At 61.3% G+C, this 23,626-nt stretch carries 20 protein-coding genes, 1 tRNA gene and 1 pseudogene; 4 read left to right on the forward strand and 18 right to left on the reverse strand.

Annotated elements, in window-relative coordinates; genetic code table 11:
• Positions 1 to 153 precede the first annotated feature (153 nt).
• The 5 genes and pseudogenes from D3878_RS11125 to D3878_RS11145 all read right to left on the reverse strand — a co-directional run.
• On the reverse strand, positions 154 to 360 hold the full coding sequence (locus D3878_RS11125) for a type II toxin-antitoxin system VapB family antitoxin (RefSeq protein WP_119785520.1): 207 nt from the start codon (positions 358 to 360) through the stop codon (positions 154 to 156).
• 102 nt (positions 361 to 462) lie between these two features.
• Complete coding sequence (locus D3878_RS11130; RefSeq protein ID WP_119785521.1) at positions 463 to 1,233, reverse strand: aldose epimerase family protein; 771 nt, start codon at positions 1,231 to 1,233, stop codon at positions 463 to 465.
• Positions 1,234 to 1,279: 46 nt separating this feature from the next.
• Positions 1,280 to 1,645 (reverse strand): type II toxin-antitoxin system death-on-curing family toxin, encoded by a 366-nt coding sequence (locus tag D3878_RS11135; protein WP_119785522.1) that lies wholly within the window; start codon positions 1,643 to 1,645, stop codon positions 1,280 to 1,282.
• Between the two features lie 2 nt (positions 1,646 to 1,647).
• Complete coding sequence (locus tag D3878_RS11140) at positions 1,648 to 1,896, reverse strand: prevent-host-death family protein (RefSeq protein WP_119785523.1); 249 nt, start codon at positions 1,894 to 1,896, stop codon at positions 1,648 to 1,650.
• Between the two features lie 73 nt (positions 1,897 to 1,969).
• Positions 1,970 to 2,227: pseudogene (locus D3878_RS11145) on the reverse strand (CcdB family protein); the annotation flags it as partial.
• A 28-nt stretch (positions 2,228 to 2,255) separates the two neighbouring features.
• On the opposite strand from D3878_RS11145, the gene gluQRS reads away from it, so the two are divergent.
• A complete protein-coding gene (gluQRS, locus tag D3878_RS11150) occupies positions 2,256 to 3,125 on the forward strand; it encodes a tRNA glutamyl-Q(34) synthetase GluQRS (protein ID WP_119785525.1) in 870 nt (289 codons plus the stop codon).
• A 16-nt stretch (positions 3,126 to 3,141) separates the two neighbouring features.
• Here gluQRS and D3878_RS11155 read toward each other — a convergent pair whose 3' ends face one another.
• The 4 genes from D3878_RS11155 to rpoD all read right to left on the reverse strand — a co-directional run bounded on the left by D3878_RS11155 (position 3,142) and on the right by rpoD (position 8,436).
• Entirely contained in the window at positions 3,142 to 4,674 is a 1,533-nt protein-coding gene (locus D3878_RS11155) for a DEAD/DEAH box helicase (RefSeq protein WP_119785526.1), read from the reverse strand.
• 224 nt (positions 4,675 to 4,898) lie between these two features.
• On the reverse strand, positions 4,899 to 5,921 hold the full coding sequence (gene adhP / locus D3878_RS11160; protein WP_119785527.1) for an alcohol dehydrogenase AdhP: 1,023 nt from the start codon (positions 5,919 to 5,921) through the stop codon (positions 4,899 to 4,901).
• Positions 5,922 to 6,091: 170 nt separating this feature from the next.
• A tRNA-Ile gene (locus tag D3878_RS11165) sits at positions 6,092 to 6,170 on the reverse strand.
• Between the two features lie 37 nt (positions 6,171 to 6,207).
• Complete coding sequence (rpoD, locus tag D3878_RS11170) at positions 6,208 to 8,436, reverse strand: RNA polymerase sigma factor RpoD (RefSeq protein WP_233556312.1); 2,229 nt, start codon at positions 8,434 to 8,436, stop codon at positions 6,208 to 6,210.
• A gap of 40 nt (positions 8,437 to 8,476) precedes the next feature.
• On the opposite strand from rpoD, the gene D3878_RS24340 reads away from it, so the two are divergent.
• Positions 8,477 to 8,776, forward strand: coding sequence for a hypothetical protein (locus tag D3878_RS24340; RefSeq protein WP_233556313.1), 300 nt, complete (start codon positions 8,477 to 8,479; stop codon positions 8,774 to 8,776).
• Positions 8,777 to 8,978: 202 nt separating this feature from the next.
• Here the strand turns inward: D3878_RS24340 and dnaG are convergent, their stop codons facing one another.
• From dnaG to nirB, 9 genes are all read right to left on the reverse strand, one after another.
• Entirely contained in the window at positions 8,979 to 10,787 is a 1,809-nt protein-coding gene (gene dnaG, locus D3878_RS11175) for a DNA primase (protein ID WP_119785529.1), read from the reverse strand.
• A gap of 49 nt (positions 10,788 to 10,836) precedes the next feature.
• Complete coding sequence (locus D3878_RS11180) at positions 10,837 to 11,286, reverse strand: GatB/YqeY domain-containing protein (RefSeq protein ID WP_119785530.1); 450 nt, start codon at positions 11,284 to 11,286, stop codon at positions 10,837 to 10,839.
• Positions 11,287 to 11,384: 98 nt separating this feature from the next.
• Positions 11,385 to 11,597 (reverse strand): 30S ribosomal protein S21, encoded by a 213-nt coding sequence (gene rpsU, locus D3878_RS11185; protein WP_008451879.1) that lies wholly within the window; start codon positions 11,595 to 11,597, stop codon positions 11,385 to 11,387.
• A gap of 85 nt (positions 11,598 to 11,682) precedes the next feature.
• On the reverse strand, positions 11,683 to 12,879 hold the full coding sequence (locus D3878_RS11190) for a BaiN/RdsA family NAD(P)/FAD-dependent oxidoreductase (RefSeq protein ID WP_119785531.1): 1,197 nt from the start codon (positions 12,877 to 12,879) through the stop codon (positions 11,683 to 11,685).
• A 63-nt stretch (positions 12,880 to 12,942) separates the two neighbouring features.
• Positions 12,943 to 13,719 (reverse strand): uroporphyrinogen-III C-methyltransferase, encoded by a 777-nt coding sequence (cobA, locus tag D3878_RS11195; protein WP_119785532.1) that lies wholly within the window; start codon positions 13,717 to 13,719, stop codon positions 12,943 to 12,945.
• Positions 13,691 to 14,695 (reverse strand): DNA-binding protein YbiB, encoded by a 1,005-nt coding sequence (ybiB, locus tag D3878_RS11200; protein ID WP_119785533.1) that lies wholly within the window; start codon positions 14,693 to 14,695, stop codon positions 13,691 to 13,693. The genes cobA and ybiB overlap by 29 nt, the downstream gene beginning before the upstream one ends.
• Positions 14,696 to 14,774: 79 nt before the next feature.
• Entirely contained in the window at positions 14,775 to 17,552 is a 2,778-nt protein-coding gene (locus D3878_RS11205; RefSeq protein ID WP_233556314.1) for a nitrate reductase, read from the reverse strand.
• Positions 17,549 to 17,902 carry a nitrite reductase small subunit NirD gene (gene nirD, locus D3878_RS11210; RefSeq protein WP_119785534.1) on the reverse strand — a complete coding sequence of 118 codons (354 nt, stop codon included), beginning with the start codon at positions 17,900 to 17,902 and terminating at the stop codon, positions 17,549 to 17,551. Before nirD ends, D3878_RS11205 begins: the two co-directional genes overlap by 4 nt.
• 35 nt (positions 17,903 to 17,937) lie before the next feature.
• Positions 17,938 to 20,388: a nitrite reductase large subunit NirB gene (nirB, locus tag D3878_RS11215; protein WP_119785535.1), complete on the reverse strand. Its 2,451-nt coding sequence runs from the start codon at positions 20,386 to 20,388 to the stop codon at positions 17,938 to 17,940.
• Between the two features lie 241 nt (positions 20,389 to 20,629).
• On the opposite strand from nirB, the gene D3878_RS11220 reads away from it, so the two are divergent.
• Positions 20,630 to 21,844, forward strand: a complete 1,215-nt coding sequence (locus D3878_RS11220) for a nitrate/nitrite transporter (protein WP_119787841.1) — start codon at positions 20,630 to 20,632, stop codon at positions 21,842 to 21,844.
• Between the two features lie 67 nt (positions 21,845 to 21,911).
• Positions 21,912 to 23,615, forward strand: coding sequence for a bifunctional protein-serine/threonine kinase/phosphatase (locus D3878_RS11225; RefSeq protein ID WP_119785536.1), 1,704 nt, complete (start codon positions 21,912 to 21,914; stop codon positions 23,613 to 23,615).
• Positions 23,616 to 23,626: the final 11 nt, after the last annotated feature.

Genomic DNA, 23,626 nt, shown 5'->3' on the forward strand with positions numbered 1-23,626 from the left:
GCCAGCACGCGCATTTCAACATGCAAGCCGGCAGCAGCTGCCATCCAGCCAATTCCAGATCGATTTTGCTGGTCTTCTGTGATTTCTTCTGGAAACTCAATGCGCGTGATAATGCGCCAGCTTCAATGCAAGAAGTCGATCCATACTGAGGTGTCAACGAGTACCATGCAATGCCTCACGGCGACGCGGGATATCCTTGGCGTCGGGTTGGCTACCGGCTAGTCTTGCCAGCCGCCTGGCCGCTTCGCGTTCGATCAAGGCGCGCAAGGCTTCATGCAAAAGCTCGCTGCGCTCGGTTTTACCGGAAATAGCATGGGCTCTTTTCAGCAAGTCATCATCCAGGATAATAGTAGTACGCATGACCGCTCCTCAAATTAATGGATTCATTCTCTCATCAATTTTAGTGCCATTCGATGCAAAAAATGATGTCTTCATCCCCTTGATCGAGACGGCTGAACTCCTTTACAAGATCGTGAGCGTGCCAGCAAAAGTCTCGCCAGGCACCAGTTGTACTGGCCGCGTCACCCGTACGGGCTCGATGCAGACGAACCGTTGCCAGTCTGCATCCGGTAGGTCCGCCAGCTGCCGCCCGCCTGCTTCACCCGGATTCCACACCATCCATTGATCGAAACCGCTGGCAGAGAGAGTCAAATTTTTCTCACCCGTCCAAAGCGTCAGGTCCGGGCAACCGTCATAGAGCCGCTCGAATGGCTCGGCGCCCAGCATCAGGGCCTGCGCCTCATCGACCGCCAGTTGCGGCTGGTAACGGTCCTGCACCTTCAGCCCTTGCAGACCGCTGATGCGCATCTGCCCCAGGTCTTGCACGCGAAAATAGGGATGCAAGCCGCCGGTGAATGCAAACGCGCTCTTCCCTGCATTCCGGATGCTCAGCTCGATCGTCAGCCGGCCAGGCTGCACTTCGGCCGTCAACTGCAGGCTGGCGGCGTGCGGCCAGCTTGCGATGTCCTGGTCGGAAATCTCCAGGGTGTAGCAGATGGTTTCTGCAACGGTGTCTTGCCGATGTTCGCGCAAGGTCCACGGCATGTCCCGCACGAAGCCATGCTTGCGCAACGGACCAGACTCGGCAAACTGCGGAAACAGGACGGGTACGCCGCCGCGGGCTGGCGCATACCCGCTATTGACGATCGGACTGTTATAGAAAAGCGGGCCATGCGGTGTCAAGTCGGCGCTCAGGAGCTGGGCGCCGAGGGGCTGGTGGCTTAATTTGCTCATTTTAATTTGCTCATTAATGCAGGTGCTGTTCAAGCACTTCTACGCCCTACTGCTTGCGAAGCCAGGCTGCAAGGTCATTTTCGTCAACCTGTCCTGTAACAATACTAATGATCATATCGCCGGCAATGACAGGATCATATTCCAGCTCAATGCCATTCAGTGCCAGAATCATATCCATGGCAGCAAACGCTGTTCTTTTGTTTGCATCGTTAAATGCGTGTGCTTGCGCAATGAATGCGGCATAACATGCGGCAAGATGATAGACATCGCCAATCAAAGCATAGTCGATGCGCTTATCAATCCGATCGATGCATGATGCAAGCGACTTGTCTGACGCAAGTCCCTGCAATTCGTTTGAATTAATCACGTCATCATGAATCATGATGACGTGCGCCTCTGTCAAACCGATCATGCCTATTTATCTTCCAGGTACTTCAACGTCGGTTCAATTACCTTGCGACGATGCAAAAGTACCGCTTTGACATCGGCATCCGATGCCTTGGCGTGCGGAATGATATTGACAGCCTCGGCCGGGACAAGATAAGCCACAACGGCATTACGGTTAAAAATTGCCACAGGAGTGGATCCAGCATGCGCTAAAACTTTGCCAGGCTCGCGCAACTCTGTGAGCGACGCAGATTTAGTGGTAAGCAATGTATCCATGGAAACCTCTAATCAAAGGGAATTGAATACACATTATAATATACGTTTAAATTCACACAAAATGGGCTTGTTTTTAATAGCCGCCAAAGACCTTGTCCAATGCGGTCATGATTTGAAACTGGTTGCCCTGGGCCGAACGAACATGATCCTTCAGTTCATTTGCCGGGATTGCGTCAAGTTGTGGCGTATCTAGAAAATAGTCTTTCCCGTCAACCTCGATCACCGGGCAAAGGTCGGCCGGCGGGCGCACGGATGGAAACGCATCCATAGCACGCAGTGGGCTCACGATTCTTGTGGCTAGCCCGCTGATGAAATCGCTGTGCACATCGAGAAGATAAGGGAAGCTCTAAAATCGACAAATGACCTACATCGGCCGTTTCGCCCCCTCCCCCACAGGCCCCTTGCACCGGGGTTCGCTGGTGGCCGCCATGGCGAGCTTTCTGGACGCCCGCGCGCATCATGGTCACTGGCTGGTACGCATCGAGGATATCGACGAGCCGCGCTGCTCGCCGGCCGCGGCCGAGGATATCCTGGCGACGCTGGCGGCCTTCGGCATGCACTGGGATGGCGAGGTGGTGTGGCAGAGCCGGCGCAAGCCCCTGTACGCGGCGGCGTTCGCACGGCTGGCGCCGTGGGTCTATCCCTGCGGCTGCACGCGCCGCGAAATCGCCGATTCACGCATCGGCATCGCCGCCGATGGCGCGGCGGTCTATCCGGGCACCTGTCGTCATGGCCTGGCCGCCGGCAAGGCGGCGCGGGCGTTTCGCCTGCGGGTGCCGGATGCCGGCGCTGCGATGGACGTGATTACGTTCGAGGACCGCTGGATGGGCACGGTATCGCAACAGCTGGCTACCGAAGTCGGCGACTTCGTGCTGAAACGTGCCGACGGTTTCTGGGCCTATCAATTGGCGGTGGTAGTGGATGACGCCGACCAGGGTGTCACGCATGTAGTGCGCGGCGCCGACCTGCTGGATTCGACGCCGAGGCAGATTTACCTGCAACGATTGCTGGGATTACCGACGCCGCTTTACATGCACGTGCCGGTGCTCACCAATGCTGCGGGCGAAAAGCTGTCGAAGCAAACCGGCGCGATGGCGCTCGATGTGAAGGTGCCGCTGGCAGAGTTGATGGCGGCGGCGCGGTTTCTGGGACTGGAGGTCGGTGCGCCACAGTCAGTGGCGCTCTTCTGGCAGCAAGCGGTGGCGGCGTGGAAGGTACGCCACAGATAGCCAGTAGGCAGCGAAATCAGCGCTTGGGCGGACCGCCCAGCAGTGCCGCCACTTTGGCTTTTTGCGGCTTGCCGGAAGAAGTGCCATTTGCAAGCTGTCCCCTGTTTTCAGCGGCATTGGCCGGCGCAGGCTGGGACGGCTCATAGGGTTTGAGGAACCACGGATCGATCTTTTCCCGGCGCGGTGCAGGTCCATACGCACTGCGCCCGGCGGTCCGCCCCTGCGGGCTCGCGCTGGAACTGAAACTGGTGCGCTCCTCATCACGGCGCGGCCGACGCTCGCTGCTGCCACGTTCGCCACGTTCCCGCTCACTTCCCGGCGCCTCTTCGCGACGCGGACGGCGTTCGCTGCCGTGCTCGGCATGCGGAACGAAACCGGCCAGTTCGCTCGGCGCCAGCTGTTTCTTGATCAGCTTCTCGATATCGGCCAGCAGGCGGGCGTCCTTGTCGGTCACCAGCGAGATCGCATCGCCCAGGGCGCCGGCGCGGCCGGTGCGGCCAATACGGTGGACGTAGTCTTCGGCGTTATACGGCAAGTCGTAGTTGATGACGCAGGGCAGCTCGGCAATGTCGAGGCCACGCGCGGCAACATCGGTTGCCACGAGAATTTCGATCTCGCCTTGCTTGAATGCTTCCAGCGCCGCCATGCGCTCGGATTGCGACTTGTCGCCATGGATGGCGGAAGCCTTGAGGCCCTGCTTTTCCAGTTCGCGCGCCACGCGCGAGGCGCCGATCTTGGTGTTGGAAAACACGATCACCTGCTTGAGGCCGCGCTCGCGCACGATGTGGGCAACCGCCTGGCGCTTGGCTTCCTCGGCGACCTTGTAGATGATCTGGGTGACGTTCTCGGCGGTGGCATTGCTGCGCGCAACTTCGATGGTCACCGGCTTGTCGAGGAAACTGTTGGCCAGCTTCTTGATCTCCGGCGAGAAGGTCGCGGAAAACATGAGGCTTTGCCGCTGCTTGGGCAGCAGGTTGATGATGCGCTGTAAATCCGGCAGGAAGCCCATGTCGAGCATGCGGTCGGCTTCGTCCATCACCAGGATTTGCGTTTGCGACAGGTTCAGAGTCTTTTGCTGCACATGGTCCAGCAGGCGTCCCGGGGTGGCGATGACGATCTCAACGCCGGCGCGCAGGGCGGCGGTCTGCGGCGCCATGTCCATGCCGCCGAACACCACGGTCGAGCGCAGCGATGTGTAATGCGAATAGGCTTTGACGTTGTCGGCAACCTGGTCGGCCAGTTCGCGCGTCGGCGTCAGGATCAGCGCGCGCACCGGATGGCGCGCCGGCGAGGCGCTGTTGCTGGCATGTGCCAGCAACAGCTGGATGATCGGCAACGCAAAACCGGCCGTTTTACCGGTGCCGGTCTGGGCCGCGCCCATGACGTCGCGTCCCTGCAGGACGATGGGGATGGCTTGCGCCTGGATCGGCGTCGGATGGACATAGCCCTGGTCGGTAAGCGCGCGCAGGATGTCAGGCGATAAGCCGAAATCTTCGAAACGGACGGAGGCAGGAGTTTGTTGCGCGGTGGCGGACTGATTGTCGGACATGTTTTCTGGTGGGACTCCCATGGGTTGGACACGGCACCAAGAAGGGCGTGGGCGGGAGGAGGTATGTCAATCGGAATTCCTATTATACGCCACTGGCGTTTGGCGACTGTAATCCTGCGCGCGGCGCCCGATTCAATCCAGGGAATTGGCGCCTAATTATTCGCCCTGGGCGCATCTGGTGAGATTAAATGGGAAATCAATGCTAATCCCTTGCCATCAATTCCCTAAATTTCCATCACAATTCGTCCTTCGACCTGGCCACTTTTTAGTTTGCTGAAAATGGCGTTGACGTTCTCCAAACGATCAATCGAAATATGGGATTTGACTTTACCTTCGCCGGCGAACATCAATGCTTCTTCCAAGTCTTTACGGGTGCCCACGATCGATCCCCTGATCGTCTTTGCATTGAGCACGACATCGAAGATCGGTAGTTCAAAGCTACCCGGCGGCAATCCGACCAAGGTCATCGTTCCGCGTTTATGCAGCATCCCTACCGCCTGGGTGAAAGCCGAGCGCGACACCGCGGTGACCAATACCCCATGAGCACCGGCAATGGCCGATTGCACCACGGCAGGAGCATCTTGCGTTGCACCGTTAATCGTCATGTCTGCGCCAATGCTCTTGGCGAGAGCCAGTTTCGCGTCGTCGATATCGACGGCAATCACATGAAAGCCCATTGCCTTCGCATACTGCACCGCCATGTGGCCCAACCCGCCGACACCTGAAATTGCAACCCATTCGCCCGGCCTGCGCTCCAGCATCTTGAGTCCCTTGTAGACGGTCACCCCGGCGCACAGAATCGGCGCCGCCGGCGCGAAATCGAGGTTATCCGGAAGTTTTCCGACGTAAAGCGGATCGGCAAGAACATATTCGGCATAATCGCCGTTAACGGAGTAACCGGTCATCTGTTGCTCGCCGCACAGCGTCTCCCATCCCGTAATGCAGTGCTCGCAATGACCGCATGCCGTATGCAACCATGGCACGCCGACGCGGTCGCCTTCTTTTACGAGCTTCACTCCCGCGCCGGCTTTCGCCACATAGCCAACCCCTTCGTGTCCCGGAATGAAAGGCAGGGCCGGCTTCACAGGCCAATCTCCGTCGGCGGCATGGACGTCAGTGTGGCAAACGCCTGTAGCAACCACCTTAACGAGGATTTGACCTGGGCCCACCGCAGGAATGTCGACATCTTCAATGACAAGCGGTTGACCAAATTCATGCACCACCGCAGCCTTCATTTTCTCTGCCATCGTAATCTCCTTCCATTCACGTTGGAAAGCCCAGCGCATCCAAGCCTCGACAAAAAAATTCTGACCCCTGGGGATGGGAAAAGGTTCAGGCAATGGGATCGCGGTTCGCACCGGATGGCGCGCAAGATAAGAAAAAAGGACTTAGGTTTTCACCTAAGTCCTTTTTTTATTGGTAGGCCTCCCGTGAGTCGAACACGGCACCAACGGATTATGAGTCCGCTGCTCTAACCAAGCATGAGCTAGAGGCCCTTAAAGCTTTTATTTCCCCAGACGAGAGTTTACTCGATCAATTGCCTTCCAGGAAGCTCTTCAGCTTGTCGGAGCGGGACGGATGACGCAATTTACGCAAGGCCTTGGCTTCTATCTGGCGAATGCGCTCGCGGGTAACGTCGAATTGCTTGCCCACTTCTTCCAGCGTATGGTCGGTGGACATTTCAATGCCGAAGCGCATGCGCAGCACCTTGGCTTCGCGCGGCGTCAGCGAATCCAGCACATCCTTGACCACGCCGCGCATCGAAGCATGCAGCGCGGCATCGGCCGGCGCCAGGGTGTTGTTGTCCTCGATGAAATCGCCCAGATGCGAATCGTCGTCATCGCCGATCGGTGTTTCCATCGAAATCGGCTCTTTCGCGATCTTCATGATCTTGCGGATCTTGTCTTCCGGCATTTCCATCTTCAATGCCAGGGTGGCCGGATCCGGCTCGGCGCCGGTTTCCTGCAGGATTTGCCGCGAGATGCGGTTCATCTTGTTGATCGTCTCGATCATGTGTACCGGAATACGGATGGTGCGTGCCTGGTCGGCAATCGAGCGCGTGATCGCCTGGCGGATCCACCAGGTCGCATAGGTCGAGAACTTGTAGCCGCGACGGTATTCGAACTTGTCCACGGCTTTCATCAAGCCGATGTTGCCTTCTTGGATCAGATCGAGGAATTGCAGGCCACGGTTGGTGTATTTCTTGGCGATCGAAATCACCAGGCGCAGGTTGGCCTCGGTCATTTCGCGCTTGGCCTTGCGGGCCTTCATTTCGCCGGCAGCCATTTTCTTGTTGATGTTGCGCAGGTCCGGCAACGGCAGGACGACGCGTAACTGCAGGTCGATCAGTTTTTGCTGCAATTCCTTGACGGTCGGCACGTTGCGACCCAGGACGGCGCTGTAAGCGTGATTGCCGGCGACTTCGCCATCGACCCAGTCGAGATTGGTTTCATTACCCGGGAAGACCTTGATGAAGTGGGTGCGCGGCATGCCGCAGCGGTTTACCGCCACATCCAGGATCTGCTTTTCGATATGGCGCACTTCATCGACCTGGCCACGCAGGGTGTCGCACAGCTTTTCGACGAACTTGGCAGTGAAGCGCAGGCCGAGCAATTCGTTGGAAATGGTTTCCTGCGCCTTGACATAGGACTTGGAGTTGTAGCCTTCCTTTTCGAAGGCCTTGCGCATCTTGTCGAACTGGGACGAGATGTTGGCAAACTTTTCGAGGGCGTCGCGCTTGAGCTGCTCGAGCTGCTCGGCCGAGAAGCCGGCTGCGCCACCGGCTGCGCTGGCGGCTTCTTCTTCCTCTTCCTCTTCTTCTTCCTCGTCCTCTTCGTCCTCGTCTTCTTCCTCAACGGCCGGCGCGGCGACGACGACGGTGTCGGCCGCATTCATGTCGACCATGCCATCGACGATTTCATCGACCTTCATCTCGTCGCCCTCGATGCGCTCGGCGGCGGCGAGGATTTCGGCAATCGTGGTCGGGCAGGCGGAAATCGCCTGGATCATGTCTTTCAGGCCTTCTTCGATGCGCTTGGCGATTTCGATCTCGCCTTCGCGCGTCAGCAACTCGACCGAACCCATCTCGCGCATGTACATGCGCACCGGGTCGGTGGTGCGGCCGAAGTCGGAATCGACGGTGGACAGCGCTGCTTCGGCGGCGGCGTCGGTATCCTCGTCGGAGGTGACATTGGCGACGGCATCCGACAGCAACAGGGTCTCGGCATCGGGCGCCTGCTCATAGACGGCGATGCCCATGTCGTTGAAGGTGCCGATGATGCCTTCGATGGCTTCCGGATCAACGATATTTTCCGGCAAGTGATCGTTGATTTCCGCAAAAGTCAGGAAGCCACGATCCTTGCCCAGCTTGATCAGGGTTTTCAGTTTCTGGCGGCGCTGCTCAAGCTCTTCCTCGGAGGCTTCCACGTCAGACGAGAAGGCTTCTTTCAGCAAGGCCTTTTCCTTGGCCTTGCGGTCTTTGGCGCGCGCCTTGTCGGCGGCCTTGAGTTCGGCCCGTTCGACGGCGTTCAGCGCAGCGATTTCATCGTTTTCCGGCTGGAAGTCTTTCGGCTTGCGACCGCGGCGGCCAGGCACTTTCACGCCAGGCAAGACATAACCGGAGGTGTCGATGGCCGCCAGTGCGGCAGCATCGGTGGTCTGGCTGACCGGCGCGGCAGACGTCACCAGGATGGTCGGCTGGGATTCCACTGGTGCAGTCTTGCTGGCCTTGCCGGTCGATTTCGCTTCGGATTTCTTGGTCACAGGGGCTTTCGCTGTTACGGACGCCGTCTTGGCGGCAGCCGTGGATAAAGGTTTGGCCGCAGCCGCTTTCGGCGCCGCCTTCGCAGCCACCTTAGATGGGGCCGAAGTAGCTTTCGTCAAGGTTTTGACCGGAGCTTTTGCAATAGTATTCGCCGGCGCTTTCACATCCTTGCCCTTGACCGCTGCGGTTTTGGCGGGCGCAGCTTTTTTAGCCGGCTTGGCGGCGCTCTTGGCGGCGCTCGGCTTGGTATTTTTTTTCGCGGCTTTGTTCGGAGTTTTCGCGGAGGTCTTGGTCGCGGACTTCTTCATTGCGTTCGCCATGGAATCAACTGTCAATTAGAGGTTAATCTTGCTACGCGGTTCAGGTAAGTAATGCACTCGTTCCAGCCGGAAAACCCAATGCGCATCTGCTCGTTATCCCGTATGCGTAGCAATGCCGCGGATAAAGTGCGCTAAGGCCTTGAATCAAAAGCTTTTAATTGTAGCACAGGCAAGAGGATTCCTCCAAAGCCACAAAAGATACTTGCCTGAATGACCACCAATTATCGTTGCGTGATTTCAGCTTCGGCCTCACGGCGCAATTGATCCTGCAACAACATCAATTCGCGGTAACGCTGGCGCCCCTCTTCCGTCTGCAGGCCGGCGGCGGCCAACTGTTCCATTTCAGTCTTTACCAGTTTCATTTTAGTCTGCCGCAACGCGCCGGCAAGCTCCAGACGCGCCGCATTGGCATCAGATTCTTGATCGGCCGCAATTTCCGCAATCAAATCGTCAAATTCGCTCCCGGACGCACGCAATTGTTCGGCCAGGGCGGCAAAACTGGCTTGTTCGCCCATCGCCCGACTGACGGTGACGAGTTGCAGCAATATCTCGGCGCGCTCGGGCGCCAGCCGCGCCAGCACATCGAGCGCCGCCTGGTCGAGCCCGGCGCCCAGCGCCGGATGGGCGACCAACAGCCGCAGGATCTGCCGCTCCAGGCCGACCGGCGCCGGCCGGCCGCTGCGCGGCGGCGCCACGCGGGCGCGGGCGACCGGCTTGGACAGCTCGAACAGCGCCTCGATCTCGGCCGGGGTGGATTGCGTCATCTGCGCCAGCGCGCGCACGATCTGCAGCCGCAGCGCCGACGCCGGCAAGGCTTGCAGCAGGGGCTTGGCATCGAACTGCGCGCGCGCCCGGCCTTCGGCGGTGCGCAGGTCATGCTCGCCGGCGACTTCCTTCAGGAGGAAACGCGACAGCGGCATGGCGTCCTTGATCTGCTGCTCGAAAGCGGCGGCACCGAATTCGCGCACATAGCTGTCCGGGTCGTGCTCGGGCGGCAGGAACAGGAACTGGATGGTTTTATTGTCGCCGGCGTAGGGCAGGCAGGCGTCCAGCGCGCGGCGCGCGGCGCGCCGGCCGGCCTTATCGCCGTCGAAGCTGAACACCACATGGTCGGTCTGGCGCAAGAGCTTTTGCACATGGATCGGGGTACAGGCGGTGCCGAGCGTGGCGACGGCTTGCGGAAAACCCAGCTGGGCCAGCGCCACCACGTCCATGTAGCCTTCGGTGACCAGCACATAACCGGCTTCGCGGATCGCCTGGCGCGCCTCGAACAGGCCATACAGCTCGCTGCCCTTCTGGAACAGCGGCGTTTCCGGCGAGTTGAGGTATTTGGGCTCCCCCTGATCCAGCACGCGTCCGCCAAAGCCGATCACCTGGCCTTTGGTGTTGCGGATAGGGAACATGATGCGGTCGCGGAAGCGGTCGTAGCGCTTGCCGCTCTTTTTCCCATCGCCCCCCTCCTCCTCGCTCTTGTCGATCACCAGGCCGGCTTCGACCAGGGCGTCGTTTTGATATTCGGGAAACACCGTGCGCAGGCTGTCCCAGCCATCGGGGGCGTAGCCCATGCCGAAACGGGCGGCGATCTCGCCGGAGAGGCCGCGTTTTTGCAGGTAGGCGATGGCGTTCGGAGCGCCGCGCAACTGCTGGCGGTAATGGTCGCAGGCGCGCGTCATGACTTCCGACAGCGCCAGCGTGCGGGCCTGCGCCTCGGCGCGCTGGGCCGGCGGCAGGCGGTCGTCGGCATCCGGCACGACCATGCCGACACCCTGCGCCAGATCCTTGACGGCATCGACAAAGCCGACGCCGGAATATTCAATCAAAAAGCCGATTGCGGTACCGTGCGCACCGCAGCCGAAGCAGTGGTAGAACTGCTTGGACGGGCTGACGGTAAAACTGGGGGATTTTTCGTTATGGAAGGGGCACAGCCCCATGAAGTTGGCGCCACCCTTCTTCAACTGGACATAGCGGCCCACCACGTCGACGATGTCGACCCGGTTGAGCAAGTCCTGAATGAAGGATTGCGGGATCATGGGGACTGCCGCATCTGCCGCGTCGGGCAGCGGCGCTGCGCCGCCACCCTCAGGCCTTGGCCAGCGCTGCTTTCACCGCGGCGGAGACCGCGGTCATGTCGGCGCGCCCGGCCAGTTTCGGCTTCAAAATAGCCATTACCTTGCCCATGTCCTGCGGGCCTGCCGCACCCGTGGCAGCGATGGCGGCGGCGACCTCGGCCTGCACTTCGGCGTCCGACAGGGCGGCCGGCATGTAGGCTGTCAGGATGGCCAGCTCGGCCTTTTCGATATCGGCCAGGTCCTGGCGACCACCAGCCTCGAACTGGGTGATCGAATCCTTGCGCTGCTTGACCATCTTTTCGATGATGGCCAGCACCAGGGTATCGTTGAGCTCGACGCGCTCATCGACTTCCTTTTGCTTCATGGCGGCGGTCAGCAGACGGATGGTGCCGAGGCGGGCGCTGTCCTTGGCGCGCATGGCGGCTTTCATGTCTTCGGTGATCTGTTCTTTCAGGCTCATGCCAGCTCCAATGTCGATCAGTTCAAAAACGCCAAAACCCGCTGCGGACCGTTACCGGAGCGGGTTTGCGACAGGTCCGCACACCGGCGGACGAAAACTTAGAACAGCTTTTTCGGCAACTGCTGGCTGCGGATGCGCTTGTAATGGCGCTTCACGGCAGCGGCGAGCTTACGCTTGCGCTCTGCAGTCGGCTTCTCGTAAAACTCACGCGCACGCAACTCGGTCAGCAGACCGGTTTTTTCGATAGTGCGCTTGAAGCGACGCATGGCAACTTCGAACGGCTCGTTTTCTTTCAGGCGAATAGTGGTCATGTAAAAATCAAACCGGGAAATAGGGAAAGAAAAAGAGTTTAGCAGGTTTAATTCGGGATGGGAAGATATTTGCTGGTTTTGGCGATCATGCCGCCTGCCCCGCCGCCACGCCAGACGACCATGCCCATTGGAAATTGTAACCGCCCAGCCAGCCGGTGACATCGACCGCCTCGCCGATGAAGTACAGGCCAGGCACTTTACTGGCCATCATGCTCTGCTGCGACAGTTCGCGCGTATCGACGCCGCCGCGCGTGACTTCGGCTTTCTTGTAGCCTTCGGTGCCGGCCGGAACAATCTTCCAGCGGTTGAGCGATTCGCCGAGCTGGCGCAATGGCTTGTCCGGCAAGTCCGCCAGGCGCGCGTCGCCTTGCATGCCCTGCACCTGCAGCCAGCTTTCCGCCAGCCGCGCCGGCAGCCATTGCGCCAGCGTGTTGGCGAGATTTTTCTTGCTGCCGGCCTTGGCCTGCAGCAGCAATTCGGCCAGGTCTTCCTGCGGCGCCAGGTTGATTGTCAGGGGCGTGCCGGGTTGCCAGTAGCTGGAGATTTGCAACACCGCCGGACCGGACAGGCCGCGATGCGTAAACAACAAGTCTTCGAGAAAATGGCCGCGGGTCTTCTTTTCGCCGGTCTCGATGGCGACTTCCAGGGCGATGCCGGCCAGCGGCACGAAAGCTTGCCAGGCCTGGGCGTCGAAGGTCAGCGGCACCAGCGCCGGACGCGGCTCGACCAGCCGGAGATCGAACTGGCGGGCGATGCGGTAAGCGAAATCGGTGGCGCCGATTTTGGGGATGGACAGACCGCCACTGGCGATCACGACACTTTTTGCGAGAATTTCGCCGGCCTCGGTGTCGATGCGGAATGCCTCGCCACTCTTGCCGATGTCTACCACCTTGCACGGCATGCGCCAGGCGACATTGCCCTGCTCGCATTCGGCTTTGAGCATGGCGATGATGTCTTCGGCAGTGTCGTCGCAAAACAACTGGCCCTTGTGCTTTTCATGGAAGGCAATGCGATGGCGCCTGACCAGGTCGATGAAATCGCGCGCGGTATAACGCGACAGCGCGCTCTTGCAGAAGTGGGGATTGTCGGAGAGGAAATTTTGCGGGCCGGCGTCGCGGTTGGTGAAATTGCAGCGGCCGCCGCCGGAGATGCGGATCTTTTCCGCCAGCCTGCCGGCATGGTCGATCAGGACGACTTTCCTGCCGCGCTGGCCGGCAACCGCGGCGCACATCATGCCGGCAGCGCCGGCGCCGATTACTGCAACATCGAATTGGGTGCTCATGGATTATGCGAACGGGATAATCCATGATTGTAAACGACACCGTACGCCGGGTCGCGAGCCGCCCTACATTTGCCGGTATTGCTCCGGCAGGGCAGTGCCATGAAAATCGGCGCAACGCACCACGTCACCGATGACGATGATGCTGGGACTGCCCAGCTGCGACGCCGCCAGGTCTTCCGGCAAGCGCCCCAGGGTGGTGATCAATTGCGCCTGGGCCGCGCCGGTGGCAGCCTGGATCACGGCGACCGGCGTATCCGCCGCCTTGCCGCCAGCCAGCAGCGCCGCCTGAATCTCGCGGCAGCGTGCCACCCCCATGTAAATAATCAGGGTCAGAGTCAATTTTGCCAGGGTTTCCCAGTCGGGATTAGCCTCTTTTGTCTTGCCATGACCGGTGATGAATATCGCCCCCTGGCTCCAGTCGCGGTGAGTCAGCGGAATGCCCAGCGAGGCCGGCGCCGCCAGGCCGCTGGAGATACCGTTGACAACTTCGACCTCGATCCCGGCGGTACGCAAATGTTCGCGCTCCTCGCCACCGCGGCCGAAAATGAAGGGATCGCCGCCCTTCAGGCGCGTGACCACGCGGCCGGCTTGCGCCTCCGAAATCATCAGGCGCTCGATGAATTCCTGCGGCGTCGACTGGCAACCGCCGCGCTTGCCGACGTGGACAACACGCGCGGATGGCGACGCGTGTCCGAGCACCTCGGGATTGACCAGGTCGTCGACCAGCAGCACATCGGCGCTGGCGATCGCCCTGACGGCCTTGAGCGTAAGCAGTTCGGGGTCGCCGGGGCCGGCGCCCACGAGATAAACCTTAGCCGGAGATGTCGTTTGAATATACATGATGGATCTGCCTTGTTCGTATCTGTCTCGATACTAGCAAGCACTGTTCCACCTGTTCAGCGATGGGTCCCGGCACGGATTGTGCCCCGGCCAGCGCTTCCCTGATCCATGACGCGGTCGTCTGTGCATCACTTGAGGGCGGTAGCGGCGGAATTTCATCGACCGGCCCCTGCTTTTGCACCAGAATAGTGCGCTGATTTTCATGAAACCATTCGATCTGCTGGGCGCGCCGGGCATTGGCGACCGTTTCGCCTTCGGTGCCGCGCATCAGGAAGGCATCGCCACGCTCTGGCGGCGCGGCGGTGGTGAAATAGGCGCTGAGCATTTCCAGGTATTCCGGGTGCGTATACGACGTCAAGCGCAGCGCAGGCTGGAGGAAGGGTTGCATGATCTTCACCAGCGTGTGGGTCGAGCTGCGCACGCCGAGGATGCGCCGCAGCGACAACTGGTGCGCCAGCTTCGGCGCCAGCATGTCGATCGGCATGAAAGCCGGCACGCCGCGCTCGAATTCGGCTTGCGCGGCCTGCACCGAACCCGCCGGCGGCAGGCCGAGCTCATGAAAAACTTCGGCGGTGGTCACGCGTTTCGGATCATGCAGCACGCCATGCACCAGCACCGGCGCACCGGCCCGGGCCAGCAACAGGGCCAGCAGCGGCGTCAGGTTGGGCATGTTGCGCGAGCCGTTGTAGCTGGGGATGACGATCGGCGCATAGTCGCCGGCGGGCGCCTGCAATTGCTCGAAGGAGCGTTCGGCGGCGTCGAGAAAACCGGCCAGCTCGTCGACCGATTCACCCTTGATACGCATGGCCAGCAGGATGGCGCCCAGCTCGAGGTCGGAGACGCGGCCATCGAGCATGGCGCTATACATCAGGTCGGCATCGGCGCGCGTCAGGCTGCGCGCGCCATCCTTGCCGCGGCCGATTTCCTTGATGAAGCGGGCGGCGGCGAGGGGTTGGTTTTGGTGTAAGGGATCCATGCGCGAAGCTTACTACGAAGGCACGTCCGGCGCATCACGATATGCCTTACGCCATTAATCAATTACCCCGATTACTCCATCAAGCCGCCGCCTTCATCGACGATTGCTGGGCAAAAATGATCTTCTTTAATTCCGGCACACAAGAGCCGCAATTGGTGCCGCATTTGAGCTTGTTCTGCAAACCGGCAAGCCTGGCGTCGGCGTCGCCACCGATACTCATGCCCGCCAGGGTATCGCAAATCTCGCTTTCGGAAACATTGAAGCAGTTGCAAACGATCTTGCCACGCGACTTGAAACCTTGCGGCGCCTGGCTGGAAGGCATCAGCAGCAGGCGGCCGAGCGCAGCGACCGCTTGCCCGCCCTCCAGGTATTCCTTCAGCCAGTGTTCGGCGGAAGTGTCGCCGGCCAGGGCCACCGCAGCCAGCTTGCCATCCTTGACGAGGATGCGGCGCGTATTGCCGCGCTTGCGGTCGTCGTAGCGCAAGACGTCGGCGCCGACCAGCTGGAACTTCGCTTCGATCTCGGCCAGCAACGCCGGCTCGGCGGCATAATCGTCCGCCGCGCGGAACAGTACGCCGACCTGGTCGCGCCCGAACAGCGTACAGGAGCCATAGGCAAAGCGACGCATGTACGGACGCATGGCCGCCTGCAAGGCCAGCACCTGCGATTTGTCGACCCAGCCGAATACCAGGAAACGCCAGGGCAATTCCGCCTTGAGGATTTTCGCCGCCGCGTGCTTCAGTTCGGGCTGCTTGGAATAGGGATCGATTGCTGGCAGTGTCAGGGCGTTTACGCCATAGCTGCCGTCACCATCGTGGCCACGCCCGGAAACGTATTCCTCACCCCAATGCATGCCGATGAACGCCTGGCCGGGGCGCATATCGTCGCCCGCCACCGCCGTCAGAATTTGCGAGCCGCGCCTGCTGGTGACGTGCACCAGGTCCCCAGCCTTGATGAAGCGGCGCTCCATGTCCTGCGCCGCCATCACCACCGTAGGCTCCGACTGGTGTGCGAACAGTTGCGCCACCGTGCCGGTACGGCTCATGCCGTGCCACTGGTCGCGCAGGCGCCCGGTGGTCAGGCGGAAGGGGTAGCGCGCATCGACCGGCTCGGCCACTGGCTGGTAGACGGTATTGACGAATTTCGCGCGACCGCTGGCGGTGGGGAACACGCCGTCTTCGTACAGGCGTTTCTTGCCGCCGGCGGCGCCTTGCGGATAGGGCCATTGCTGCGGGCCCTGCTGCTCGAGAATTTGAAAACTCAGGCCGGTGATGTCGAGGTCGCGTCCGCGCGTCGATTCGCGGTGCTCGTTCCAGATTTCCTCGGTAGTTTCATAGGGAAACAGCGTGCGTTCCCGGCCCATCCTGGCTTCCAGCTTGCGCGCAAAGCGGATCACGATTTCCCAGTCGTGCAGCGTCTCGCCGGGCTTGTCGAGCGCGGCCTGCAGGCGCGTGATGCGGCGCTCGGAATTGGTGACGGTGCCTTCCTTTTCGCTCCAGGTAGTGGCCGGCAAAAGGATGTCGGCGTAGTCGACGCTGGCGGTGGTCTTGTAGGCATCTTGCACGATCACCAGTTCAGCCTTGCGCAAGGCTTCGCGGATCAATTTCTGGTCCGGCATCGACTGCGCCGGGTTGGTGCAGGCGATCCACAGGATCTTGATCTCGCCGGCGCGCACCGCTTCGAACATTTCGACCGCGGTCTTGCCGGGTTTGGCCGGCACGTCATCGATACCCCACAGTTGTGCGATCTCGGCGCGGTGTGCGGGGTTGGCCAGGTCGCGGTGCGCCGACAGCAGGTTGGCCATGCCGCCGACCTCGCGCCCGCCCATGGCGTTGGGCTGGCCGGTCAGCGAGAAGGGGCCGGCGCCAGGCTTGCCGATCTGCGCCGTAGCCAGGTGCAGGTTGATCAGGGCGGCGTTCTTGGCGGTGCCGGAGGCCGACTGGTTCAAACCCTGGCAATACAGCGACAGGCTGGCTTTGGCTTTGCCGAACAGGCGCGCGGCCGCCACGAGATCCTGCTCGCTGATGCCGCAGACCTGGGCGGCATAGGCCGGCGTGTAGTCGCGCACGGTTTGCTTGAGTTCGGCGAAGCCTTCGGTATGCGCCTCGATATAGGCGGCGTCGACCAGGTCTTCCCACAGGCAGATGTGCAGCATGCCATTGAACAGCGCGACATCGGTCCCGGGCAAAATCGGCAGGAACAGGTCAGCCTCGCGCGCAGTGTCGGTCTTGCGCGGATCAGCGACGATCACCTTCATCAGCGGATTGGCCTGGCGCGCCGCTTCCAGCCGGCGGTACAGGATCGGATGCGCATAGGCCGTGTTGGAGCCGACGATGAAGACCACATCGGCCAGGTCGATATCCTCGTAGCAGGCCGGCGGCGCATCCGCCCCCAGGGTTTGCTTGTAGCCGGCGACCGCGCTCGACATGCACAGGCGCGAATTGGTATCGACGTTATTGGTGCCGACCAGGCCCTTGGCGAGCTTGTTGAAGACGTAGTAATCCTCGGTCAGCAGCTGCCCGGAAATATAGAAGCCGACACTGTCCGGACCATGCCGGGCAATGGTGTCGGCGAATTTTTGCGCCATTGCATCCAGGCTGGCATCCCAGGTCGTGCGTGTGCGCGCGGCGTTGCGGTCTGTGCGCATTTCCGGATAGAGCGCGCGCGCCTGCTGCTGCAGCACCGGGCTGGCCGACAAATGCAGCGTGCTGCCCTTGGTGCACAGACGGCCGAAGTTGGCCGGATGCGCGGGATCGCCCTTGACGCCCAGCACCTGCTGGCCGTCGGATTCGATGATCACGCCGCAGCCGACGCCGCAATAGCAGCAGGTCGCCCTGGTTTGCCGGATTTCGCTCATGCAGCCTTCGCCTCCAGACCGAGCGCGTTCAGTTCATTGACGTCGAGGTAGACCTTGCCGTCTTCCACCTTGACGGCAAACTTCGGCGTGCAACCCTCGTCCGGCGCCACGGCGCAGCCGGAACCCAGTTCGATGTTCCAGTTGTGCAGCGGGCAGGCGACCTTCTCGCCGAAGACGATGCCCTGTGACAGCGGGCCGCCCTTGTGCGGGCACTTGTCGAGCAGCGCGAATACCTTGTCTTCGCTGTTGCGGAACACGGCAACGTCGGTCTGGCCGGCGCGCTGCACCACGCGCGCGCCCAGCACCGGGATGTCGCCCACCTGGCAGATCGGTTTCCATTGTTGAGTCATGCTTCTTCCTTGTTCGATAGGTGGATCAGACGGCATCAGAGGCTGAGGGGCGCAAACTGGCGGGTGTCGACCATCGCCTTTTCCGGCTCGTGCCAGGGATCCGGCTCGCCATCCAGGGAGAACAGCAATCGCTCGTACAGCGCCTTGCGATTGGCTTCGTCTTCCAGCACCTTCTTCTTGACGTAATCCAGCCCGACACGGCCGACGTAATGCACCGTGCGTTCCAGGTACCAGCCCTCTTCACGATATAGCTGCAGGAAGGCACCAGTATATTCCATGACTTCCTCGTGGGTCTTGAGCTTGACGAGGAATTGCGCGACTTCGGTCTTGATGCCGCCGTTGCCGGCAACGTAAATCTCCCAGCCGGAATCGACGCCGATCACGCCGACGTCCTTGATGCCGGCTTCGGCGCAGTTGCGCGGGCAACCCGAAACCGCCAGCTTGACCTTGTGCGGCGAGTACATGCGCGCCAGCTCGCGCTCGAGCTCCTGACCCATGCGGGTCGAATCCTGGGTGCCGAAGCGGCACCATTCGGAACCGACACAGGTCTTCACCGTGCGCAGGCCCTTGGCATAAGCCAGGCCGGACGGCATGCCGAGGTCATGCCAGACTTCGCGCAGGTCTTCCTTCTTCACGCCCAACAAGTCGATGCGCTGGCCGCCGGTGACCTTCACCGTCGGGATCTTGAACTTGTCGACCACGTCGGCGATGCGGCGCAGTTCCGACGCACTGGTTTCGCCGCCCCACATGCGCGGGATCACCGAATAGGTGCCGTCCTTCTGGATGTTCGCATGCGAGCGCTCGTTGATGTAGCGCGATTGCGGATCGTCCTTGGCCTCGTGCGGCCAGGTCGAGATCAGGTAATAGTTCAGCGCCGGGCGGCAGGACGAGCAGCCGTTGGGCGTGCGCCATGCCATGAGCTGCATCACGTCGGGGATCGTCAAGAGCTTGTTGGCCTTGATGGCGTCGCGCACTTCCTGGTGGGTGTGGTCGGTGCAACCGCACATCGGCTTGGCCTTGGCGGAGGTCGAATAATCGCCGCCGGCGGTCGCCATGATGATCTGTTCCACCAGGCCGGTGCAGGAGCCGCAGGACGCCGACGCCTTGGTGTGCTTGCGCACGTCCTCCAGGGTGAACAGGCCTTTTTCCTTGATCGACTTGACGATGGTGCCCTTGCACACGCCGTTGCAGCCGCAGACTTCGGCGTCGTCCGGCATGGCGGCGGCCTTGGTGTAACCTTCGTGGCCGACATCGCCGGGACGACCGGTATTGGATTCGCCGAACATCAGGGTGTCGCGGATCTCGGTGATATCCTTGCCTTCGCGCAGCAGCTTGAAGTACCAGGTGCCGTCGACGGTATCGCCATACAGGCAGGCGCCGACCAGCTTGTCGTCTTTCAGCACCAGCTTCTTGTAGACGCCGCCGATGGGGTCGGACAGGATGATTTCCTCGGTGCCTTCGCCGCCCATGAAATCGCCGGCGGAAAACAGGTCGATGCCGGTGACCTTCAGCTTGGTCGAGGTGACTGAGCCCTGGTAGCGGCCGATGCCGAAGTTGGCCAGGTGGTTGGCGCAGACCTTGGCCATCTCGAACAGCGGCGCCACCAGGCCGTAGGCAGTGCCACGGTGGTTGACGCATTCGCCGACGGCATAGATGCGCGGATCGTATGTCTGCATGGTGTCGTTGACGACGATGCCGCGGTTGCAGTGCAGCCCGGCCGATTCCGCCAGCTTCGTGTTGGGGCGAATGCCGACCGCCATCACCACCAGCTGCGCCGGCACTTCGGTGCCGTCGTTGAAACGCACCGACTTGACGCGGCCGCTCTTGCCATCATCCTTGTCGCCGAGGATTTCCTGGGTATTTTTCTGCAGAAGGAAATTCAGGCCGCGTTCTTCCAGCGATTTCTGCAGCATCTTGCCGGCGACCATGTCGAGCTGGCGCTCCATCAGGGTGTCCGACAGGTGCACCACCGACACTTCCATGCCGCGCAGCTTCAAGCCGTTGGCAGCTTCCAGGCCGAGCAGGCCGCCGCCGATGACGATCGCCTGCTTGTGTCTGGCGGCCGCCTCGATCATGGCATTGGTATCCTGGATATCGCGGTAGGAAATCACGCCTTCCAGATCCTTGCCCGGCACCGGCAGCACGAAGGGGTCGGAACCGGTGGCCAGCAGCAGGCGGTCGTATTCCGCCGTGGTGCCGTCCTCGGCGATCACCAGTCGCCTGGCGCGGTCGATCCTGGTGATCTTTTTGCCAAGGTGCAGGGTGATATTGTTTTCTTCATACCAATCGACATCATTCAGCATGATGTCCTTGATGGTCTGCTCGCCGGCCAGCACCGGCGACAGCAGGATACGGTTGTAATTGGCATACGGCTCGGCGCCGAACACGGTGATGTCATAGACGTCCGGAGCGAGCTTGATCAGCTCTTCCAGCGTGCGCACACCGGCCATGCCGTTACCCACCATTACCAGTTTCAGCTTCTTCATTGCACTACCCTCCTCGTTGTTCTCTCCCTCTCTCTAGCAAAAGCAATGCCAGTTGTCGGTGCAGGGAAAAAGCCAGAAAAAACGCAAGGACGCCCCCTCATGGTGAATTTGCCCGTCCTATTTGGTGCAAGGCACCGCGTCGGATCATTTTTGAAATTCGCCTCTTATATGTGTGCACAAAAATGATGGCATGGCACTTGCATAGGGCATGGCATTCACTTTTTTGGACCCGCGGGGACTTATGCAAAAATCATCATTCTGGAAGGCGGGTCACACGCCGACACTGCTGGCCGCATTCTTTTATTTCGACCTGAGTTTCATGGTCTGGGTAATCCTCGGGCCGCTTGGCATACTGATCGCCAAAGATCTCGGTCTGTCGGCTGCACAAAAAGGCATGATCGTCGCCACGCCGCTGCTGGCCGGCGCGCTGCTACGCATTGTCATGGGTGTGCTGGTGGACCATCTGAAACCGAAGACGGCAGGCGCGATCGGCCAGGTCATCGTCATCGCCGGCATGTTCTGGGCCTGGCTTGGCAATCTGGACACTTATTCCAGCATCCTGACGCTGGGCATCCTGCTGGGCGTGGCTGGCGCCGCCTTCGCAGCGGCGCTGCCGCTGGCCTCGCGCTGGTATCCGCCGGAACACCAGGGCACGGCGCTGGGGATTGCCGGCGCCGGCAATTCCGGCACCGCCTTTGCCGCCCTGTTTGCTCCCGGCCTGGCGCTGGCGTTCGGCTGGCAGAATGTCTTCGGCTGGTGCCTGATCCCGCTGGGCATCGCCTTCGTCGTCTATATGGTATTTGCCAAGGACGCGCCGTCGGCGCCGCCGCCGAAATCGATGGTCGAGTACCTGCATGTATTGAAGGACAAGGATGCCTGGTGGTTCATGTTTTTCTATGGCGTTACCTTCGGCGGCTTTTCCGGCCTGGCGTCGTCGCTGGCGATCTACTTCAACGGTCAGTACGGGCTGTCGGCGGTTACCGCCGGCTATTTCACCGCCGCCTGTGTATTCGCCGGTTCGCTGGTGCGCCCGCTCGGCGGCCGCATCGCCGACCGCATCGGCGGCATCAAGACCCTGTCGATCATGTACATGCTGGCGGCGACTTTCCTGTTCATCGCCAGCGTCGGCTTGCAGTCGCCGATGACGGCAGTGCTGGTCTTCGTGATGGCAATGCTGGCGCTGGGTACCGGCAATGGCGCAGTGTTCCAGCTGGTGCCGCAGCGTTTCCGCAAAGAGATTGGCGTCATGACCGGGCTGGTGGGCATGGCCGGCGGCGTCGGCGGCTTTTTCCTGGCGTCCAGCCTGGGATATGCGAAGCAGCTGACCGGCAGCTATCAGGCTGGCCTGGTCATTTTCGCCTCGCTGGCGGTGATCGCCCTGATCGGCCTGTCGCTGGTGAAGGGCCGCTGGCGCACCACCTGGGGCAGCGCGGCGATGACGACGGCGAAAATCTGATCTATATAATGTTGGGGACAGAGTAATTCGACGCGCTGCGGCGTCTCTTAAACTCTGTCCCACAAATATGCCACTTTTGATCTCCGCCGGCCATGCCACCGACGCTGGAACCCGTCCCCGCAACGAGGACTTCGTCGGCATGGTCACGCCTGGCGAGCCCGAGGTTTCCACCAAGGGCTTGCTGGCTGCGATCGCCGATGGCGTTTCCGGCAACGAAGGCGGCCGCCAGGCATCCGAATATACGGTGCGCGGCCTGCTGACCGATTATTACGCCACGCCCGATACCTGGCCCGTCACGCAAGCGCTCGAGCGCGTGCTGAAGGCAATCAACAGTTGGGTACAGCAGCAGGGCTCGATCCGGCCGGAACTGTCCGGCATGGCCACCACCCTGACCTGCGTGGTCGTGCGCGGCAGTTTCTATTATTTTGCCCACGTCGGCGACAGCCGGCTGTACATGCTGCGCGAAGGCAAGCTGACAAAGCTGTCCGCCGACCATGTATGGGACCGTCCGGAAATGCAGCACGTGCTGACACGCGCCATCGGCCTGGATTCCCGTTTGGCGATCGACCATGGCATGGGTGAGCTGCGCGAGGGCGATATCCTGCTGCTGGCCACCGATGGCGTCTGGTCGGCGCTAACCGAATACGACATGACCGCCCTGCTGGGCGATCTGGCCGCCGGCAAGCTTGACGCCGAAGCGACTGCCACCGCACTGGTCGCCGCCGCCCTGCGGGCCGGCTCCAGCGACAATGCGAGTGCGCTGGCGCTGCGCATCGATGCGCTGCCGCAGGAAAACCTGCGCGATGCGGTCTCGGCATCACGGCAATTGCCGCTGCCGCCAAAACTGAAAGTCGGCCAGTCGATCGACGGCTACCGGGTGGAAGCTGTGTTGCACGCGTCCCAGGCGACCCTGGTCTACCGCGTCATTGACCTGGCAAGCCAACGTCCGCTGGTGCTGAAGACACTGCATCCCGACCGCGCCGACGATGCTGACGAACGCTCGGCGTTCGCGCACGAGGAATGGCTGGCCAAGCGCGCGGTGGCGCGCTTCTTTGCGCAAGTCGTCACGCCCGCGCAAAAGAATTACCTGTATTACCTTTGCACCTGGCATGAAGGCGCGACCATCCAGCAGCATCTCGACAGCGGCAAGCATTTCACCGTGCCGGACGCGATCGGCCATGGCACACGACTGGCGCGGGCGATCGGCGCCCTGCACCGCCGCAGTATCCTGCACCGCGACATCAAGCCGGCCAATATCCACCTGGGCGCCGATGGCGAATTACGGGTGCTGGACTTCGGCGTGGCGCAATCCGGACTGGAAGAAGACGTCGCTGCGCGGGCGCCGCAGGCCGGCACGCCCTCGTTCCTGGCGCCGGAACTGTTCGACGGTGGGCAGCCCTCGCGCCAGACCGACCTGTATGCCGCCGGGGTGACCCTGTACCAGATGTTGACCCGCCACTATCCCTATGGCGAGATCGAGCCTTTCCAGCGGCCGCGTTTCGGCGAGCCGGTGCCGCCCTCGCGCTACCGGCCTGATCTGCCGCTCTGGCTGGAAAATGTCTTGCTCAAAGCGGTGGCGCGCGACCCCTTGCTGCGCTTCGAGACGGCCGAGGAATTGGTGCTGGCGCTGGAGCGTGGCGCCAGCAGGCCATTGGCCGCACCGGTGGCCACGCCGCTGGCCAAGCGCGATCCCCTGTCGTTGTGGCGGGCGATTGCGGCGATATCCATTGTGGTGAATCTCTTGCTGCTTTATCTGCTGGTGTTGCGCTAGCGAGATCGTGC

Origin of the sequence: Noviherbaspirillum sedimenti, assembly GCF_003590835.1 — a bacterium.
In the GTDB taxonomy this organism is placed as follows: Bacteria; Pseudomonadota; Gammaproteobacteria; order Burkholderiales; family Burkholderiaceae_D; genus Paucimonas; species Paucimonas sedimenti.

Excerpts from the sequence above, each read along its gene's own strand:
- adhP (WP_119785527.1), bottom strand. The coding sequence starts at position 5,921 with ATGGCAGAGAAAATGAAGGCTGCGGTGGTGCATGAATTTGGTCAACCG.
- D3878_RS11135 (WP_119785522.1), bottom strand. The coding sequence starts at position 1,645 with ATGATCGGTTTGACAGAGGCGCACGTCATCATGATTCATGATGACGTG.
- D3878_RS11225 (WP_119785536.1), top strand. The coding sequence starts at position 21,912 with ATGCCACTTTTGATCTCCGCCGGCCATGCCACCGACGCTGGAACCCGT.
- dnaG (WP_119785529.1), bottom strand. The coding sequence starts at position 10,787 with ATGATCCCGCAATCCTTCATTCAGGACTTGCTCAACCGGGTCGACATC.
- nirD (WP_119785534.1), bottom strand. The coding sequence starts at position 17,902 with ATGACTCAACAATGGAAACCGATCTGCCAGGTGGGCGACATCCCGGTG.
- D3878_RS11155 (WP_119785526.1), bottom strand. The coding sequence starts at position 4,674 with ATGTCCGACAATCAGTCCGCCACCGCGCAACAAACTCCTGCCTCCGTC.
- D3878_RS11220 (WP_119787841.1), top strand. The coding sequence starts at position 20,630 with ATGCAAAAATCATCATTCTGGAAGGCGGGTCACACGCCGACACTGCTG.
- rpsU (WP_008451879.1), bottom strand. The coding sequence starts at position 11,597 with ATGACCACTATTCGCCTGAAAGAAAACGAGCCGTTCGAAGTTGCCATG.
- D3878_RS11140 (WP_119785523.1), bottom strand. The coding sequence starts at position 1,896 with ATGGATACATTGCTTACCACTAAATCTGCGTCGCTCACAGAGTTGCGC.
- nirB (WP_119785535.1), bottom strand. The coding sequence starts at position 20,388 with ATGAAGAAGCTGAAACTGGTAATGGTGGGTAACGGCATGGCCGGTGTG.
- ybiB (WP_119785533.1), bottom strand. The coding sequence starts at position 14,695 with ATGGATCCCTTACACCAAAACCAACCCCTCGCCGCCGCCCGCTTCATC.
- gluQRS (WP_119785525.1), top strand. The coding sequence starts at position 2,256 with ATGACCTACATCGGCCGTTTCGCCCCCTCCCCCACAGGCCCCTTGCAC.
- D3878_RS11125 (WP_119785520.1), bottom strand. The coding sequence starts at position 360 with ATGCGTACTACTATTATCCTGGATGATGACTTGCTGAAAAGAGCCCAT.
- D3878_RS11180 (WP_119785530.1), bottom strand. The coding sequence starts at position 11,286 with ATGAGCCTGAAAGAACAGATCACCGAAGACATGAAAGCCGCCATGCGC.
- D3878_RS11190 (WP_119785531.1), bottom strand. The coding sequence starts at position 12,879 with ATGAGCACCCAATTCGATGTTGCAGTAATCGGCGCCGGCGCTGCCGGC.
- cobA (WP_119785532.1), bottom strand. The coding sequence starts at position 13,719 with ATGTATATTCAAACGACATCTCCGGCTAAGGTTTATCTCGTGGGCGCC.
- D3878_RS11130 (WP_119785521.1), bottom strand. The coding sequence starts at position 1,233 with ATGAGCAAATTAAGCCACCAGCCCCTCGGCGCCCAGCTCCTGAGCGCC.
- D3878_RS11205 (WP_233556314.1), bottom strand. The coding sequence starts at position 17,552 with ATGAGCGAAATCCGGCAAACCAGGGCGACCTGCTGCTATTGCGGCGTC.